We start from the raw sequence: 14,508 nt of genomic DNA, 5'->3' as shown, positions 1-14,508 counted from the left end.
TAGAACGACCTCAGGACAAGATGGTTAACGATCGTTGACGAACGGAGCCCGCCCATGGGTGAGCAGCACGCTGTGAAGTTCCCGCAGGAGGTCCTCGACGAGTACTCGGCCCTGGGCATCGACCTGCCCGCGCTGTTCTCGGCGGGCGACCTCGGCGAGCGGATGGACATCAAGGTCCTGGAGGCCTCGGCCGAGCGGGTCGTGGCCACCATGCCGGTCAAGGGCAACACCCAGCCGTACGGACTGCTGCACGGCGGCGCCTCGGCCGTGCTCGCCGAGACCCTCGGCTCGGTCGGCGCCATGATGCACGGCGGCATCACCAAGATCGCCGTCGGCGTCGACCTGAACTGCACCCACCACCGCGGCGTACGGTCGGGCCTGGTCACCGGCGTCGCCACCCCCGTGCACCGCGGCCGCTCCACCGCCACGTACGAGGTCGTGATCAGCGACGAGCAGGACCGGCGCGTGTGCACCGCCCGCCTGACCTGCCTGCTGCGCGACGCGGACCCCGCCGCCGGGGCCTGAGCCGTACGACACGAGCCCCGCAGGCCCGGATCCCGCCCCTCCCGGGGGCCGGATCCGGGCCTGCGGCGTATACGCCCGGCCCCGAAACTGCCCGGAATCCGCCAGTCCGCACCCGGCGCCGCGACGACTGTTGTGTCACCGAAGGTGACGTCCTACCTTCCCTTCATGGGGACCCAGCCACGCATCGCGGCCCGGTACGGCGTCACCGCACTGCTCACGGCGCTCACCATGTCCGGATGCTCCACTTCCGCACCAACCGCCCCGCAGACCCCGTCAACGCCCGTATCCAGCCCCTCCTCCCCTGCCCAGATCTGCACAAGTCTGGTGTCCTACTGGGTGAAGGAGGCCCTCAAGGGCAGCAAATGGTCCGGCCTGGACTGGGAACAGAAGGGCCTCTCCAACGACCAGTACAAGATCCACGAGGAAGCCGTCGCCGCAGGCCGCACCGAGGAGCGAACTGCCGGTCTGGACAAGGCACTTGAACTGGCCGACCGATTCGTGGCGCAGCGCTGCGCCGAGCAGAACGGGGCCACGTGGAGTTCTGAGAACTGGCGGCCCCCGAGCCCGGCCGGGTGACCGGAATCCCGCGCGCGCTGTCCGGCTTCCGGGCACCCGGCGGCGGAGGGCCGATCCGCAGGTCGGAAGCCCGCAGGACCCTGAACCAAGATCGATTCACCCGAAGTGGATCAAGAGGAAAAATTACCCTCAGTAATGCCGACGCCCTACAGAATCCCCTTTTTCCCCGGCGGAATGCCACCCACCGGATTCCTTCGGGCACAGTCAGCGACAATTGGCCGCTTTTGATCAATGACAGGAGCATGAACCCCCCAAGCCCCTTAGGGGAACGGCGAATTCTCACCATGCGGACATTCCCCGAAGTAACAATACGTCCGTTTTGTCCGCACTCCCGCCACACATTCTTGGCCTCGGCATAACAAGACAGTCACATCATCCTTTCCCCGCTCCCCGCACTCGCCACCTCGGCCTAGAGTCACGGCCAGTCACCGCGCCACAGAGCGCAACCCAGCACGGCCGTGGACCTCCCAGTGCGGCCCGGCGACCAAACGGCACCTCAAATGAGGGGGCCGCGCCAGGGAAAGGAAGAATCGTGCGACACCGTTCTTTGCTCGTCCTCACCACCGTGATCACCACGGGAGCACTGACCCTCACCGCCTGCGGATCGCGCGATGAGGCCAAGACCGGCGGGGACAAGTCCAACGGCGCCAAGACCGTCGTCGTCATCGGCGTGGACGCCCCCCTCACCGGCTCGCTCTCCGCCCTCGGCCAGGGCATCAAGAACTCCGTCGACCTCGCGGCCAAGACGGCCAACAAGAACAACGAGGTCCCGGGCATCGAGTTCAAGGTCGAGGCCCTCGACGACCAGGCCGTCCCGGCCTCCGGCCAGGCCAACGCCACCAAGCTCGTCGGCAACAAGGACGTCGTCGGCGTCGTCGGCCCGCTGAACTCCGGCGTCGCCCAGCAGATGCAGGGCGTCTTCGCCTCCGCCAACCTGGCGCAGGTCTCCCCCGCCAACACCAACCCCGCGCTCAGCCAGGGCGACAACTGGGGCAAGGGCGAGTTCAAGCGCCCCTTCAAGACCTACTTCCGCACCGCCGCCACCGACGTGGTCCAGGGCAAGTTCGCCGCCCAGTACCTCTTCAAGGACGCCGGCAAGAAGAAGGTCTTCGTCGTCGACGACAAGCAGACCTACGGCGCCGGCCTCGCCGCGATCTTCGCCGACGAGTTCAAGAAGCTCGGCGGCGAGGTCGTCGGCACCGACCACGTCACCGTGAAGGAGACCGACTTCTCCTCCACCGCCGACAAGGTCAAGTCCTCCGGCGCCGACTCCGTCTACTTCGGCGGCCAGTACCCCGAGGGCGGCCTCCTCGCCGACCAGATCAAGAAGGCCGGAGCCAACATCCCGCTCATGGGCGGCGACGGCATCCAGGACCCCGCCTTCATCACCGCCTCCGGCGAGGCCAACGAGGGCGACCTCTCCACCTCCATCGGCTACCCGGTCGAGAAGCTGCCCACCGCCAAGACCTTCATCGCCGACTACCAGGCCGGCGGCTACAAGGACCCCTACGCGGCCTACGGCGGCTACTCCTACGACGCCGGCTGGTCCGTCGTCCAGGCCGTCAAGGCCGTCGTCGCCGCCAACGGCGGCAAGCTCCCCACCGACGCCCGCGCCAAGGTCGTCGAGGCCCTCGGCAAGGTGTCCTTCGAAGGCGTGACCGGCAAGGTCGCCTTCGACGAGTACGGCGACACCACCAACAAGCAGCTCACGGTCTACAAGGTCGAGGGCGGCAAGTGGATCGACGTCAAGAGCGACACGTTCAACCAGTAATCCCGTAGCACCCCGCAACACCAGCTACACCTGAACCAAACCACCGCGCGAGGGCGCAACAGCGCCCTCGCGCGGAGTCTTATCCGACACGCTCATCGGAGGCCCTGCGGTGCACGAACTGCCGCAACAGCTGGCCAACGGCCTTGCCCTCGGTGCCCTTTATGGCCTCATCGCCATCGGGTACACCATGGTCTACGGCATCGTCCAGCTCATCAACTTCGCCCACGGCGAGATCTTCATGATCGGCGGCTTCGGCGCACTCACCGCCTACGCCATCCTCCCGACCGGCACCTCCCTGCTGATCGCGATACCCGTCATGATCATCGGAGGCTCCCTCGTCTCCGTCCTCGTCGCCATGGGAGCCGAACGCTTCGCGTACCGTCCCCTGCGCAGCGCTCCCCGGCTCGCACCCCTCATCACCGCAATCGGCCTCTCGATCGCGCTCCAGCAGCTCGTCTGGCAGTTCTACCCGGACGCCAAGAAGGCCGTCAGCTTCCCCGAGTTCAAGGGCGAAGCCTTCAAGATCACCGACAGCCTCGCCATCCAGCGCGCGGACGCCTTCGTCCTCATCCTCGCCCCGCTCTGCATGCTCGCCCTCGGCGTCTTCGTCCAGAAGAGCCGCAGCGGCCGCGCCATGCAGGCCACCGCGCAGGACCCCGACACCGCGAAGCTGATGGGCATCAACACCGACCGCATCATCGTCATGGCCTTCGCCATCGGTGCCGCGTTCGCCGCCGTCGCCGCCGTCGCCTACGGCCTCGACAAGGGCCAGATCAACTTCGAGATGGGCTTCATCCTCGGCCTCAAGGCCTTCACCGCAGCCGTCCTCGGCGGCATCGGCAACATCTACGGAGCCATGGTCGGCGGCGTCGTCCTCGGTCTCGCCGAGGCCCTGTCGATCGCCTACATCGAAGACATCCCCGGCATGTCGCAGCTCGGCGGTGGAGCCTGGTCCAACGTCTGGGCGTTCGTACTCCTCATCGTCGTCCTCCTCGTGCGGCCACAAGGCCTGCTCGGTGAGCGCGTCGCGGATCGGGCGTGAGAACCATGACCAACGAAGCCACCCTCCCGCTCGAAGCCGAGGCCGAAGCCACCGGCGCCGTCTCCCGCACCGCACTGCTCTACGCGGTCATCGGCGGAAGCCTGCTGACCATCATCAGCGCCTTCCTCGCCTGGACCTGGACCGCCGAGTTCCCCGGTGACCTCACCTACTACGGCAGCCCGGCCCCCATCCAGTTCCTGAGCCTCGTCGGCGCCCTCCTCACCGCCGCCCACGCGCTCTCCGCGCTCGGCGTCAAGGGCCTGCGCTGGCTCACCCCCACCGGCGCCCGCAAGCCCGTGTGGATCCTCTCGCTCGGCACCCTCGCCGGCACCTGGTTCACCGTCATCGCCATCGCATGGGTCCTCGGCGGATTCGTCCACCTGGAGCCCGGCGCCTACGTCGCCCTCATCGGCTCGCTCGTCCCGGCCCTCGCCGCGTACTACCTCCCCGACGACAGCCACAAGGCGGCCCCCGCCAAGAAGCTGCCCTCCTGGGGCGAGATCCTCGTCATCATCGCCGCCTTCGCCGTCGGCCTCTACGTGGTCACCTTCGGCATCGACACCGATGACAAGGAGCCGCAGCTCTTCGTCACGTACCTGATCATCGTCGGCTTCGCGGCCTTCGCCCTCCTCAAGTCCGGTCTCTTCGACCGACTCGGCCTCCTCACCGCGAAGAACCGCCAGGTCACCCTCATCGGTACCGCGGCCGCCGCGATCACCTTCCCCTTCATCCAGCAGAGCGGCGACACCTACACGCTCATCGCGGTCAACATCCTGATCTTCGCGACCGTCGCCCTCGGCCTCAACGTCGTCGTCGGCCTCGCAGGCCTCCTCGACCTCGGCTACGTCGCCTTCCTCGGCGTCGGCGCCTACGCCGCAGCCCTGGTCTCCGGAAGCACCGCCTCCGCCTTCGGCTTCCAGCTCCCCTTCTGGGCAGCGGTCATCGTGGGCGCCCTGGCCTCGCTGATCTTCGGCGTGGTCATCGGAGCCCCGACCCTGCGCCTGCGCGGCGACTACCTCGCCATCGTCACCCTCGGCTTCGGAGAAATCTTCCGCATCGCCATGGGCAACCTCGACGGCACCTCCGGCCCCGACATCACCAACGGCCCCAACGGCATCCCCAACATCCCCCACCTCGAACTCTTCGGGTGGAACTTCGGGGAATCGCACACCGTCGGCGGCATCGTCCTCGGCGCCTACGCCAACTACTACTTCCTGATGCTGCTCGTGATGGCACTCGTCATCCTGGTCTTCGCCCGAGCCGGCAACAGCCGCATCGGCCGCGCCTGGGTCGCCATCCGCGAAGACGAGACCGCCGCCGAAGCCATGGGCATCAACGGCTTCAAGGTCAAGCTCATCGCCTTCGCCCTCGGCGCCACCCTCGCCGGCCTCGCCGGCACCGTCCAGGCACACGTCAACAGCACGGTCGTCCCCGAGAACTACGTCTTCGCCGGGCCCGTCCCGCCGAACTCCGCGTTCCTCCTCGCCGCCGTCATCCTCGGCGGCATGGGCACCATCCGCGGCCCCATCCTCGGCGCCGCACTGCTCTTCCTGATCCCGGCGAAGCTGGCCTTCCTCCAGGACTACCAGCTCCTCGCCTTCGGCATCGCCCTCATCCTGCTCATGCGCTTCCGCCCCGAAGGCCTCATCGCCAACAAGCGCGCGCAGCTCGAGTTCCACGACGACACCGCTGACCAGGCCCCCACGGACCTGGCCACCGCCAAGGCGGGGGCGTGAACACCATGACCACCACAGACACCACCACGACCGTCCTCGATGCCAGCGGCGTCACCATGCGATTCGGCGGCCTCACCGCCGTCAAGGGCGTGGACCTCAAGGTCAACGCGGGCGAGATCGTCGGCCTCATCGGCCCCAACGGCGCCGGCAAGACCACCTTCTTCAACTGCCTCACCGGGCTGTACGTCCCCACCGAGGGAACCGTCAGCTACAAGGGCACGGTCCTGCCGCCCAAGCCCCACCTGGTCACCAGCGCCGGCATCGCCCGCACCTTCCAGAACATCCGGCTCTTCCACAACATGACGGTGCTGGAGAACGTCCTCGTCGGACGCCACACCCGCACCAAGGAAGGCCTCTGGTCCGCCCTCCTGCGCGGCCCCGGCTTCAAGAAGGCCGAAGCCGCCAGCGAAGCACGGGCCATGGAACTCCTGGAGTTCATCGGCCTGGAGAAGAAGGCACAGCACCTCGCCAAGAACCTCCCCTACGGCGAACAGCGCAAGCTCGAAATCGCCCGCGCCCTCGCCAGCGACCCCGGCCTCATCCTCCTCGACGAGCCGACCGCCGGCATGAACCCGCAGGAAACCCGCGCCGCCGAAGAACTCATCTTCGCGATCCGGGACATGGGCATCGCCGTACTCGTCATCGAGCACGACATGCGCTTCATCTTCAACCTCTGCGACCGCGTCGCCTGCCTCGTCCAGGGCGAGAAGCTCATCGAAGGCACCGCAGCCGAGGTCCAGGGCGACGAGCGCGTCATCGCCGCCTACCTCGGCGAGCCCTTCGAGGGCGACCCGGGCGCGGCGGAGGCCGTTGTGGCCGAAGCCGCCGAAGCGGATGCGGAAGCCGAGGCGGAGGCCCCGGCCGAGGCCGAGGCCGAAGCTCCGGCAGAAGCCGAGGCGGACGCCGACGCGGAGCCGGACGCCGACGCGGACGCCGACGCGGACAGCACCACCAGCACCACCAGCACGGACGGAGACGCCAAGTGACCGCACTGCTCGAGGTCAAAGACCTCAAGGTCGCCTACGGCAAGATCGAAGCCGTCAAGGGAATCTCCTTCGAGGTCAACGAAGGCGAAATCGTCTGCCTCGTCGGCACCAACGGCGCCGGCAAGACGACCACCCTCCGCACCCTCTCCGGACTCCTCAAGCCCGCCGGCGGCACCATCACCTTCGACGGCAAGCCGCTCGCACAGATCCCCGCCCACAAGATCGTCTCCCTGGGCCTCGCCCACTCCCCCGAGGGACGCCACATCTTCCCCCGGCTGACGATCGCCGAGAACCTCCAGCTCGGCGCCTTCCTGCGCACCGACAAGGAAGGCATCGAGAAGGACATCCAGCGCGCCTACGAGATGTTCCCCATCCTGGGCGAACGCCGCAAGCAGGCCGCCGGCACCCTCTCGGGCGGCGAACAGCAGATGCTCGCCATGGGCCGGGCCCTCATGTCCCAGCCCAAGCTCCTCATGCTGGACGAGCCCTCCATGGGCCTCTCCCCGCTGATGATGCAGAAGATCATGGCGACCATCGCCGAACTCAAGGCCACGGGCACCACCATCCTGCTCGTCGAGCAGAACGCCCAGGCCGCCCTCTCACTGGCCGACCAGGCCCACGTGATGGAGATCGGCAAGATCGTGCTCTCCGGCTCCGGCCAGGAGCTCCTCCACAACGAGGACGTCCGCAAGGCGTACCTCGGCGAGGACTAAAGATCCGCTCGAACGTGAGGCCCGCCACCGTCCCCGGTGGCGGGCCTCACGCGTGCCTGCGTACCGCTACTTCGCGGCGTTCTTCTTCTCCTCGGCGTCCTCGATGACCGCCTCGGCAACCTGCTGCATGGACATCCGGCGATCCATGGACGTCTTCTGGATCCACCGGAACGCGGCAGGCTCGGAAAGCCCGTACTGCGTCTGCAGAATGCTCTTCGCACGGTCCACCAGCTTGCGGGTCTCCAACCGGAGCGAGAGGTCCGCGACCTCCTTCTCCAGCGCCTTCAGCTCCGCGAACCGCGACACGGCCATCTCGATGGCCGGCACCACGTCGCTCTTACTGAACGGCTTCACCAGGTACGCCATGGCCCCGGCGTCCCGCGCCCGCTCGACCAGGTCACGCTGCGAGAACGCGGTCAGCATGAGGACCGGCGCGATGGACTCCTCCGCGATCTTCTCGGCCGCGGAGATCCCGTCCAGGACCGGCATCTTCACGTCGAGGATCACCAGGTCGGGACGGTGCTCCCGGGCCAGCTCGACGGCGGTCTGCCCGTCCCCGGCCTCGCCGACCACGGCGTAGCCCTCCTCCTCGAGCATCTCCTTGAGGTCGAGACGGATGAGCGCCTCGTCCTCGGCGATGACGACGCGGGTCGTCAGCGGCGGAACGTGCGACTGGTCGGCGTCGGGCGTGGGCGTCGACTCGTGCTCGGCGGTCACTGGAGGCTCCTCTTTGCGGGGCATAACAAACTGCCATGAGCCTACCTAGCTACGGTAAGGTGGTCTCGCGCAGGGCTTCCCCGAGCCTTCGTTTCTTAGGCCCCAGTACTCCAACTGGTCAGAGAGGCCGCTCTCAAACAGCGGACAGTGTGGGTTCGAATCCCACCTGGGGCACTTTGCTTAGATTCCATGGTCACGCGACTCTCGCGTGACCATCACTCGTTTTAGCGAAGCCTGCCGAAATGCACCACGTGAACGAATTGCGCCCGGCAGCGTCGACCGCATGTACGACATCGCCACCCGCACGCACGCGCTGGACCTGCTCGCCGACGGGCGCAGCATGAACTCCGTCAGCAAGGAAACCGGCATATCCCGGTCCGCCATCCGTGCGTGGCAGGTACGCATCGAACCGCTACCCCGCATCAACGCGGCATCTTGCTCCGGCCCAGCCCACGCGGCGTCCTACGCCTATCTTCTCGGCCTCTATCTCGGCGACGGCTGCATCAGCCCGCACCCCCGCGGCGGGCACCACCTCCGAATCGCCTGTGCCGACGCGTGGCCAGGGCTCATCGAGCTGTGCCGCGCAGCGATCACAGCCGTGCGACCCGACCACAAGGTCTACGTGCTGCAACGCCAGGGCTGCGTCGCCGTCACCAGTTACGGACGGCACTGGACCTGCCTGTTTCCGCAGCACGGGCCGGGCAAGAAACACGAGCGTCGGATCGCCCTCGAAAGGTGGCAGCAGGAGATCGTCGATGCCCACCCCTGGGAGTTCCTGCGGGGGCTGATCCACTCCGACGGGTGTCGGATCACCAACTGGACGGTCCGGAACGGCAAGCGCTACGAGTACCCGCGGTACTTCTTCACCAACAAGTCCGACGACATCCGGAAGCTCTGTACGGACACGCTCACCAAGGTCGGCGTCCAGTGGACGGTCCTGGCCCGCGGCAGCGACCCCTTCAACGTGTCCATCGCCCGCAAGGCCTCCGTGGCCCTCATGGACGCCCACATCGGGCCGAAGTACTAGCTAGGACGGCAGGTCACCGTCGCCGCCCAGGTTGGCGACCATGCGGCGCAGGGTGTCGATGGTGGCCGCGTACGTGGCGTCGTCTATGCCCTGGCGATAGCGGGTGTGGACCTCGGCGTTGCGGGCGTGGGCGCGGAGGCGGGCTTCTTCGCCTGCCGGGGTCAGGGTGAGGGTGAGGGTGCCGTCCTCTGGTTCCTTCAGCCAGCCGCGTGCGGTGAGGTCGTCGTAGACGGCCGGGAAGTCGGTGTTCTGGTCGTCGTAGGGGGTCAGTTTCTCGGTGAGGGCCGTCCGGGTCCAGGTTCCGGGGGCTCCGGCGACGTGGTTCAGGGTCCACCAGTGGGGCTGGGTGAGGTGTTCCTGGGCGAGGGCGGCGCGGAGGGCGCCGATGACCAGGGTGGCGGCTTCGCGGCTCCAGTAGCCGATGGGCTGGGCGGCGAGGCGGTCCTGGGGGTAGGTCTTGGTCGTCGTCATGCGCGTCACCGTAGGACCTCGAGTTTGGTTGAGGTCAAGGTGTCGTGGAGGGGTCGGCCGTCGATTTCGCCTGGGCCTTCGGCGAGTTGGGGTGCGGCGAGGCCGACGGGGCGGCGGGGCCGCGTGGCCGCGTGGCCGCGTCGGGCAGATGAGGCGCCCGACGCGGGGGTGGTGCGGTGCGGGTCAGCGTACGGGGTCGCCGATGTGGTGGACGCGGACCAGGTTGGTGGATCCGGTGACTCCGGGGGGCGAGCCGGCGGTGATGACGACGATGTCGCCGGGTACGCAGCGGCCGATGCGCAGGAGTTCTTCTTCGACTTGGGCGACCATGGCGTCGGTGGAGTCGACGTGGGGGCCGAGGAAGGTTTCGACGCCCCAGGTGAGGTTGAGCTGGGAGCGGGTGGCGGGGTCGGGGGTGAAGGCGAGGAGGGGGATGGGTGAGCGGTAGCGGGAGAGGCGGCGGACGGTGTCTCCGCTCTGGGTGAAGGCGACGAGGAATTTGGCGCCGAGGAAGTCGCCCATTTCGGCGGCTGCGCGGGCGACGGCTCCGCCTTGGGTGCGGGGCTTGCTGCGTTCGGTGAGCGGGGGGAGGCCCTTGGCGAGGATGTCCTCTTCGGCGGCTTCGACGATGCGGGACATCGTCTTGACGGTTTCGACGGGGTATTTGCCGACGCTGGTTTCGCCGCTGAGCATGACGGCGTCTGTGCCGTCGATGACGGCGTTGGCGACGTCGGAGGCTTCGGCGCGGGTGGGCCGGGAGTTGTCGATCATCGAGTCGAGCATCTGGGTGGCGACGATGACCGGCTTGGCGTTGCGCTTGGCCAGCTTGACGGCGCGCTTTTGGACGATGGGGACTTGTTCGAGGGGCATTTCGACGCCGAGGTCGCCGCGGGCGACCATGATGCCGTCGAATGCGGCGACGATGTCGTCGATGTTTTCTACGGCTTGGGGCTTTTCGATTTTGGCGATGACGGGGAGGCGGCGGCCTTCTTCGTCCATGATGCGGTGGACGTCGTGGATGTCGGTGCCGCTGCGGACGAAGGAGAGGGCGATGACGTCGGCGCCGGTGCGCAGGGCCCAGCGGAGGTCGTCGATGTCCTTGTGGGAGAGGGCGGGGACGGAGACGGCGACTCCGGGGAGGTTGAGTCCTTTGTGGTCGGAGACCATGCCGCCTTCGATGACGAGGGTGTGGACGCGGGGGCCGTCGATGCCGGTGACTTCGAGGGTGACGCGGCCGTCGTCGACGAGGATGCGTTCGCCGGTGGTGACGTCGGTGGCGAGGCCTTTGTAGGTGGTGCCGCAGGTGTGGCGGTCGCCTTCGAGGTCTTCGACGGTGATGGTGAATTCGTCGCCGCGTTCAAGGAGTACGGGGCCTTCGGCGAATCGGCCGAGGCGGATCTTCGGGCCTTGAAGGTCTGCGAGGATGCCGACGCTGCGGCCGGTTTCGTCGGAGGCTTTGCGTACGCGCTGGTAGCGCTCCTCGTGTTCGGCGTAGGTGCCGTGGCTGAGGTTGAGGCGGGCGATGTCCATTCCGGCTTCGACCAGGGCTTTGATCTGGTCGTATGAGTCGGTGGCGGGGCCCAGGGTACATACGATTTTTGCTCGGCGCATGGGGCGAGCGTATGCCCCTACCAGGCGGTAGGAAATTGGTTCCGGGTGTCCACTCAACAACCGTTGGGCAAAAGCTTGTTGACAATTGTTGAATGTGCGTGGGGGTGCTCTGATGAGCACCCCCGGGGGTGTCGTCGCTTCGCTTTTTGATCAGTTCTGGGGGGCGAGCGGTCGTTCGTGGCGGATGCCGGGGCGGCCGTCGACGGTGGTGGTCTCGACCTGGGTGAATCCGTTGCGCCGCAGGACGGTCAGGGACGCCGGGTTGTCGAGGGTGGTGGCGGCGGTGAGGCGGGTGAGCCCGTAGGTGTTCCCCGCGAGGCGGCAGATTTCGGCGACGGCGGCGGTGGCGTTGCCGCGGCCGGCGGCGTGTTCGCCGATGCGGTAGCCGAGTTCGGCGCTGCCGTCCTCGATGTCGACGAGGTTGACGCGGCCGGTCAGGGTGCCGTGGCGGGTGATGAGGACGTGGAAGTGGGACAGGCCGGTGTCCTGTTCGGTGAGCAGGGCGCGGTGGCGGGTGGCGAACTCGGTGAAGTAGGCGTCGCCGCGGTCGGGGATGGTCCGTGCGAAGTACGCGCGGTTCTCGCGTTCGAAGGCGAGGAGGGCGGGGGCGTGGTCGGCGCGGAGTCGCTCGAGGGTCCATGCGCCGGCCGGGGCTGCGGCGTTCACAGCTGGGGAGGGGTCATGGTGAAGCGGGCGTTGACCTGGGCGTAGACGGTTTGGCGCTGGGGTTCGAGGTCGAGGGGCGGGGCGGTTTCTTCGGTGGTGCTGAAGGCCATGGTGCGCATGCCGGTGCCGGAGGCGGCTGCTTGGAAGGGGAGGGCGTTTTCGGCTCCGAGGTCGGCGAGTTCGACGAGGGCGGAGAGGTCGGCGCCGAGGGCGGAGGCGTATTCGCGGGCGCGTTGGACGGCTTCGAGTACGGCTTGGCGGCGGGCTTCGCCGTGGGCGGGTGAGGTGGGGCGCAGGGCCCACCAGGGGCCGTCGACGCTGGTGAGTTCGAGGTCGGCGAGGCGGGTGGTGAGTTCGCCGAGGGCGGTGAAGTCGGCAAGTTCGGCGGTGATGTGGACGCGGCCGTGGTAGGCGCGGATGCGTTCGGCGCGGCCGTGGCGGGTGAGTTCGGGGTTGATGGAGAAGGCGCCGGTTTCGAGTTTTTCGACGGCGTCGCCGTAGCTTTTGACGAGGTCGAGGACGGTGTTGTTGCGGCGGGTGAGGTCTTGGAGGGCGGTGCGTCGGTCGGTGCCGCGGGCGCTGACGGTGATGCCGATGCGGGCGATTTCGGGGTCGACTTCGAGGCGGGCTTCGCCGCGGACGGCGACGCGGGGGGTTTCGGGGGTTCCGTAGGGCTGGTGCGGTGCGTCCTGGGTCATGGTTTCACTGTCGCACTGTCGGCTGGGGGGCTCGGTGGTCATCGGATCGAAACCTGGTGGGGGTGTTGCAGGTTGTTACCGATCGGTCAGAATCTACGCGCGTTGTTCACGCTTCGAGATCTGTTCGCCTCACAAGGGGAGATGGCATGGCGTTCGACCGTAGGACGTTTTTGGGTACTTCGGCTGCGACGGGTGCGGCTGTTGCGCTGGCGGGGGCCGCGGGCACGCCGGCCGCGGCGGCCGAGGGGGCGCCCGGGGTCGCCGGCGCCGGCGCGGCCGGGAAGCCGCGTACGTACTCGTTCACGGTGATGGGGACGACGGACCTGCACGGGAACGTCTTCAACTGGGACTATTTCACGGACAAGGAGTTCGACGACAAGGCGCACAACGATGTCGGCCTGGCGAAGATCTCGACGCTCGTGGAGCAGGTGCGGGCGGAGAAGGGTCGCCGCAATACGCTGCTGATCGATGCGGGTGACACGATCCAGGGCACGCAGTTGTCGTACTACTACGCGAAGGTGGATCCGATCACCGCGCGGCGTGGTCCGGTGCACCCGATGGCGCAGGCGATGAATGCGATCGGGTACGACGCGGCGGCGCTGGGGAACCACGAGTTCAACTACGGCATACCGGTGCTGCGCAAGTTCGAGGAGCAGTGCGATTTCCCGTTGCTGGGGGCGAACGCGCTGGATGCGAAGACGCTGCGGCCGGCGTTCGCGCCGTACAGCATGCACTGTCTGCGGACTCCGCACGGGCGGGATGTGAAGGTGGCGGTGCTGGGGCTGACGAACCCGGGGATCGCGATCTGGGACAAGGCGAACGTGCAGGGGAAGATGACGTTCCCGGGTCTGGAGGAGCAGGCGGCGAAGTACGTGCCGAAGCTCCGCTCGATGGGCGCGGACGTGGTGATCGTGTCCGCGCACTCGGGTTCGAGCGGTACGTCCTCTTACGGTGACCAGTTGCCGTACATCGAGAACGCGGCTGGTCTGGTGGCGGAGCAGGTGCCGGGGATCGACGCGATCCTGGTGGGGCACGCGCACACGGAGATCCCGGAGTACCGGGTGAAGAACAAGGCGACCGGCAAGGACGTGGTGCTGTCGGAGCCGCTGAAGTGGGGGCAGCGTCTGACGCTGTTCGACTTCGAGCTGACGTGGTCGAAGGGCTGCTGGTCGGTGGCGAAGGTGTCGGCGAAGGTGCTGAACTCGAACACGGCGGTCGAGGACCCGAAGATCGTGGGGCTGCTGTCGGACGAGCACCGCAAGGTCGTGGCGTACGTGAACCAGGTGATCGGTACGTCCACGCAGGCGATGTCTTCGGCGGAGGGGCCCGTCAAGGACGTCGCGATCATCGACCTGATCAACCATGTGCAGGCGGACACGGTGAAGGGGGCGCTGGCGGGTACGCAGTGGGCGGCGCTGCCGGTGCTGTCGCAGGCGTCGTGTTTCTCGCGTACGGCGTCGATTCCGGCCGGGCAGGTGACGATCAGGGATGCGGCGGGTCTGTACCCGTTCGAGAACACGATGGAGGCGCGGCTGCTGACGGGCGCGCAGCTGAAGGACTATCTGGAGTACTCGGCGCGGTACTACGTGCAGACGGCGCCGGGTGCTGCGGTGGACCCGGCGAAGCTGACGAATTCCGAGAGCGTCCCGGACTACAACTACGACGCGGTGTACGGGCTGTCGTACGACATCGATATCGCGCAGCCGGTTGGTTCGCGGATCGTGGGGTTGTCCTTCCAGGGGAAGGCGGTGGATCCGGCGGCGCAGTTCGTGCTTGCGGTGAACAATTACCGGGCGTCGGGTGGCGGGAACTTCCCGCACGTGCCGCAGGCGAAGCAGCTGTGGGCGAACTCGGAGGAGATCCGTAACACGATCATCCAGTGGGTGAAGGCGAAGGGGACGATCGATCCGGCGCAGTTCGCGTCGGTGGACTGGCGGCTGACCCGGGCCGGGGTTGCGGTGTTCTAGCC

Annotated in this window: 14 protein-coding genes and 1 tRNA gene; 10 read left to right on the top strand and 5 right to left on the bottom strand. The window is 67.5% G+C overall.

Features of this window, described 5'->3' with window-relative positions:
- Window positions 1–54 precede the first annotated feature (54 nt).
- From ACZ5WG_RS26915 to ACZ5WG_RS26885, 7 genes are all read left to right on the top strand, one after another.
- Window positions 55–525: a PaaI family thioesterase gene (locus tag ACZ5WG_RS26915; RefSeq protein WP_468726473.1), complete on the top strand. Its 471-nt coding sequence runs from the start codon at window positions 55–57 to the stop codon at window positions 523–525.
- Between the two features lie 165 nt (window positions 526–690).
- Window positions 691–1,101, top strand: a complete 411-nt coding sequence (locus tag ACZ5WG_RS26910; protein WP_468726471.1) for a hypothetical protein — start codon at window positions 691–693, stop codon at window positions 1,099–1,101.
- A gap of 532 nt (window positions 1,102–1,633) precedes the next feature.
- On the top strand, window positions 1,634–2,872 hold the full coding sequence (locus ACZ5WG_RS26905; protein ID WP_468726470.1) for a branched-chain amino acid ABC transporter substrate-binding protein: 1,239 nt from the start codon (window positions 1,634–1,636) through the stop codon (window positions 2,870–2,872).
- A 109-nt stretch (window positions 2,873–2,981) separates the two neighbouring features.
- Complete coding sequence (locus ACZ5WG_RS26900) at window positions 2,982–3,914, top strand: branched-chain amino acid ABC transporter permease (RefSeq protein ID WP_030292127.1); 933 nt, start codon at window positions 2,982–2,984, stop codon at window positions 3,912–3,914.
- A gap of 5 nt (window positions 3,915–3,919) precedes the next feature.
- On the top strand, window positions 3,920–5,650 hold the full coding sequence (locus tag ACZ5WG_RS26895; protein ID WP_468726469.1) for a branched-chain amino acid ABC transporter permease: 1,731 nt from the start codon (window positions 3,920–3,922) through the stop codon (window positions 5,648–5,650).
- A complete protein-coding gene (locus ACZ5WG_RS26890; RefSeq protein WP_468726468.1) occupies window positions 5,647–6,636 on the top strand; it encodes an ABC transporter ATP-binding protein in 990 nt (329 codons plus the stop codon). The genes ACZ5WG_RS26895 and ACZ5WG_RS26890 overlap by 4 nt, the downstream gene beginning before the upstream one ends.
- Window positions 6,633–7,349, top strand: a complete 717-nt coding sequence (locus ACZ5WG_RS26885) for an ABC transporter ATP-binding protein (protein ID WP_468726466.1) — start codon at window positions 6,633–6,635, stop codon at window positions 7,347–7,349. The genes ACZ5WG_RS26890 and ACZ5WG_RS26885 overlap by 4 nt, the downstream gene beginning before the upstream one ends.
- 66 nt (window positions 7,350–7,415) lie before the next feature.
- On the opposite strand, the gene ACZ5WG_RS26880 is transcribed toward ACZ5WG_RS26885, so the two are convergent.
- Window positions 7,416–8,090, bottom strand: a complete 675-nt coding sequence (locus ACZ5WG_RS26880; protein ID WP_468726465.1) for an ANTAR domain-containing response regulator — start codon at window positions 8,088–8,090, stop codon at window positions 7,416–7,418.
- Window positions 8,091–8,165: 75 nt separating this feature from the next.
- Here ACZ5WG_RS26880 and ACZ5WG_RS26875 point away from each other — a divergent pair.
- Both ACZ5WG_RS26875 and ACZ5WG_RS26870 read left to right on the top strand, forming a co-directional pair.
- Window positions 8,166–8,240, top strand: a tRNA-Leu gene (locus tag ACZ5WG_RS26875).
- Window positions 8,241–8,349: 109 nt separating this feature from the next.
- Window positions 8,350–9,093, top strand: coding sequence for a transcriptional regulator (locus ACZ5WG_RS26870; protein WP_468726463.1), 744 nt, complete (start codon window positions 8,350–8,352; stop codon window positions 9,091–9,093).
- Here the strand turns inward: ACZ5WG_RS26870 and ACZ5WG_RS26865 are convergent, their stop codons facing one another.
- The 4 genes from ACZ5WG_RS26865 to ACZ5WG_RS26850 form a co-directional block, all read right to left on the bottom strand.
- Window positions 9,094–9,564 carry a MarR family winged helix-turn-helix transcriptional regulator gene (locus ACZ5WG_RS26865; RefSeq protein WP_468726462.1) on the bottom strand — a complete coding sequence of 157 codons (471 nt, stop codon included), beginning with the start codon at window positions 9,562–9,564 and terminating at the stop codon, window positions 9,094–9,096. It lies immediately after the preceding gene.
- A gap of 183 nt (window positions 9,565–9,747) precedes the next feature.
- A complete protein-coding gene (gene pyk, locus ACZ5WG_RS26860; protein WP_468726461.1) occupies window positions 9,748–11,175 on the bottom strand; it encodes a pyruvate kinase in 1,428 nt (475 codons plus the stop codon).
- Between the two features lie 150 nt (window positions 11,176–11,325).
- Entirely contained in the window at window positions 11,326–11,841 is a 516-nt protein-coding gene (locus ACZ5WG_RS26855; RefSeq protein WP_468726460.1) for a GNAT family N-acetyltransferase, read from the bottom strand.
- The gene (locus ACZ5WG_RS26850) at window positions 11,838–12,539 is read right to left on the bottom strand and encodes an SIMPL domain-containing protein (RefSeq protein ID WP_468726459.1); all 702 of its coding nucleotides are present in this window, start codon (window positions 12,537–12,539) and stop codon (window positions 11,838–11,840) included. Before ACZ5WG_RS26850 ends, ACZ5WG_RS26855 begins: the two co-directional genes overlap by 4 nt.
- A 146-nt stretch (window positions 12,540–12,685) precedes the next feature.
- On the opposite strand from ACZ5WG_RS26850, the gene ACZ5WG_RS26845 reads away from it, so the two are divergent.
- Entirely contained in the window at window positions 12,686–14,506 is a 1,821-nt protein-coding gene (locus tag ACZ5WG_RS26845) for a bifunctional metallophosphatase/5'-nucleotidase (protein ID WP_468726667.1), read from the top strand.
- Window positions 14,507–14,508: the final 2 nt, after the last annotated feature.

The organism is Streptomyces sp. NPDC032745 (genome assembly GCF_055579465.1).
This window is presented reverse-complemented; position numbering and strand designations above follow the sequence as displayed.

Excerpts from the sequence above, each read along its gene's own strand:
- ACZ5WG_RS26915 (WP_468726473.1), top strand. The coding sequence starts at position 55 with ATGGGTGAGCAGCACGCTGTGAAGTTCCCGCAGGAGGTCCTCGACGAG.
- ACZ5WG_RS26910 (WP_468726471.1), top strand. The coding sequence starts at position 691 with ATGGGGACCCAGCCACGCATCGCGGCCCGGTACGGCGTCACCGCACTG.
- ACZ5WG_RS26895 (WP_468726469.1), top strand. The coding sequence starts at position 3,920 with ATGACCAACGAAGCCACCCTCCCGCTCGAAGCCGAGGCCGAAGCCACC.
- ACZ5WG_RS26880 (WP_468726465.1), bottom strand. The coding sequence starts at position 8,090 with ATGCCCCGCAAAGAGGAGCCTCCAGTGACCGCCGAGCACGAGTCGACG.
- ACZ5WG_RS26870 (WP_468726463.1), top strand. The coding sequence starts at position 8,350 with ATGTACGACATCGCCACCCGCACGCACGCGCTGGACCTGCTCGCCGAC.
- ACZ5WG_RS26865 (WP_468726462.1), bottom strand. The coding sequence starts at position 9,564 with ATGACGACGACCAAGACCTACCCCCAGGACCGCCTCGCCGCCCAGCCC.
- pyk (WP_468726461.1), bottom strand. The coding sequence starts at position 11,175 with ATGCGCCGAGCAAAAATCGTATGTACCCTGGGCCCCGCCACCGACTCA.
- ACZ5WG_RS26850 (WP_468726459.1), bottom strand. The coding sequence starts at position 12,539 with ATGACCCAGGACGCACCGCACCAGCCCTACGGAACCCCCGAAACCCCC.
- ACZ5WG_RS26845 (WP_468726667.1), top strand. The coding sequence starts at position 12,686 with ATGGCGTTCGACCGTAGGACGTTTTTGGGTACTTCGGCTGCGACGGGT.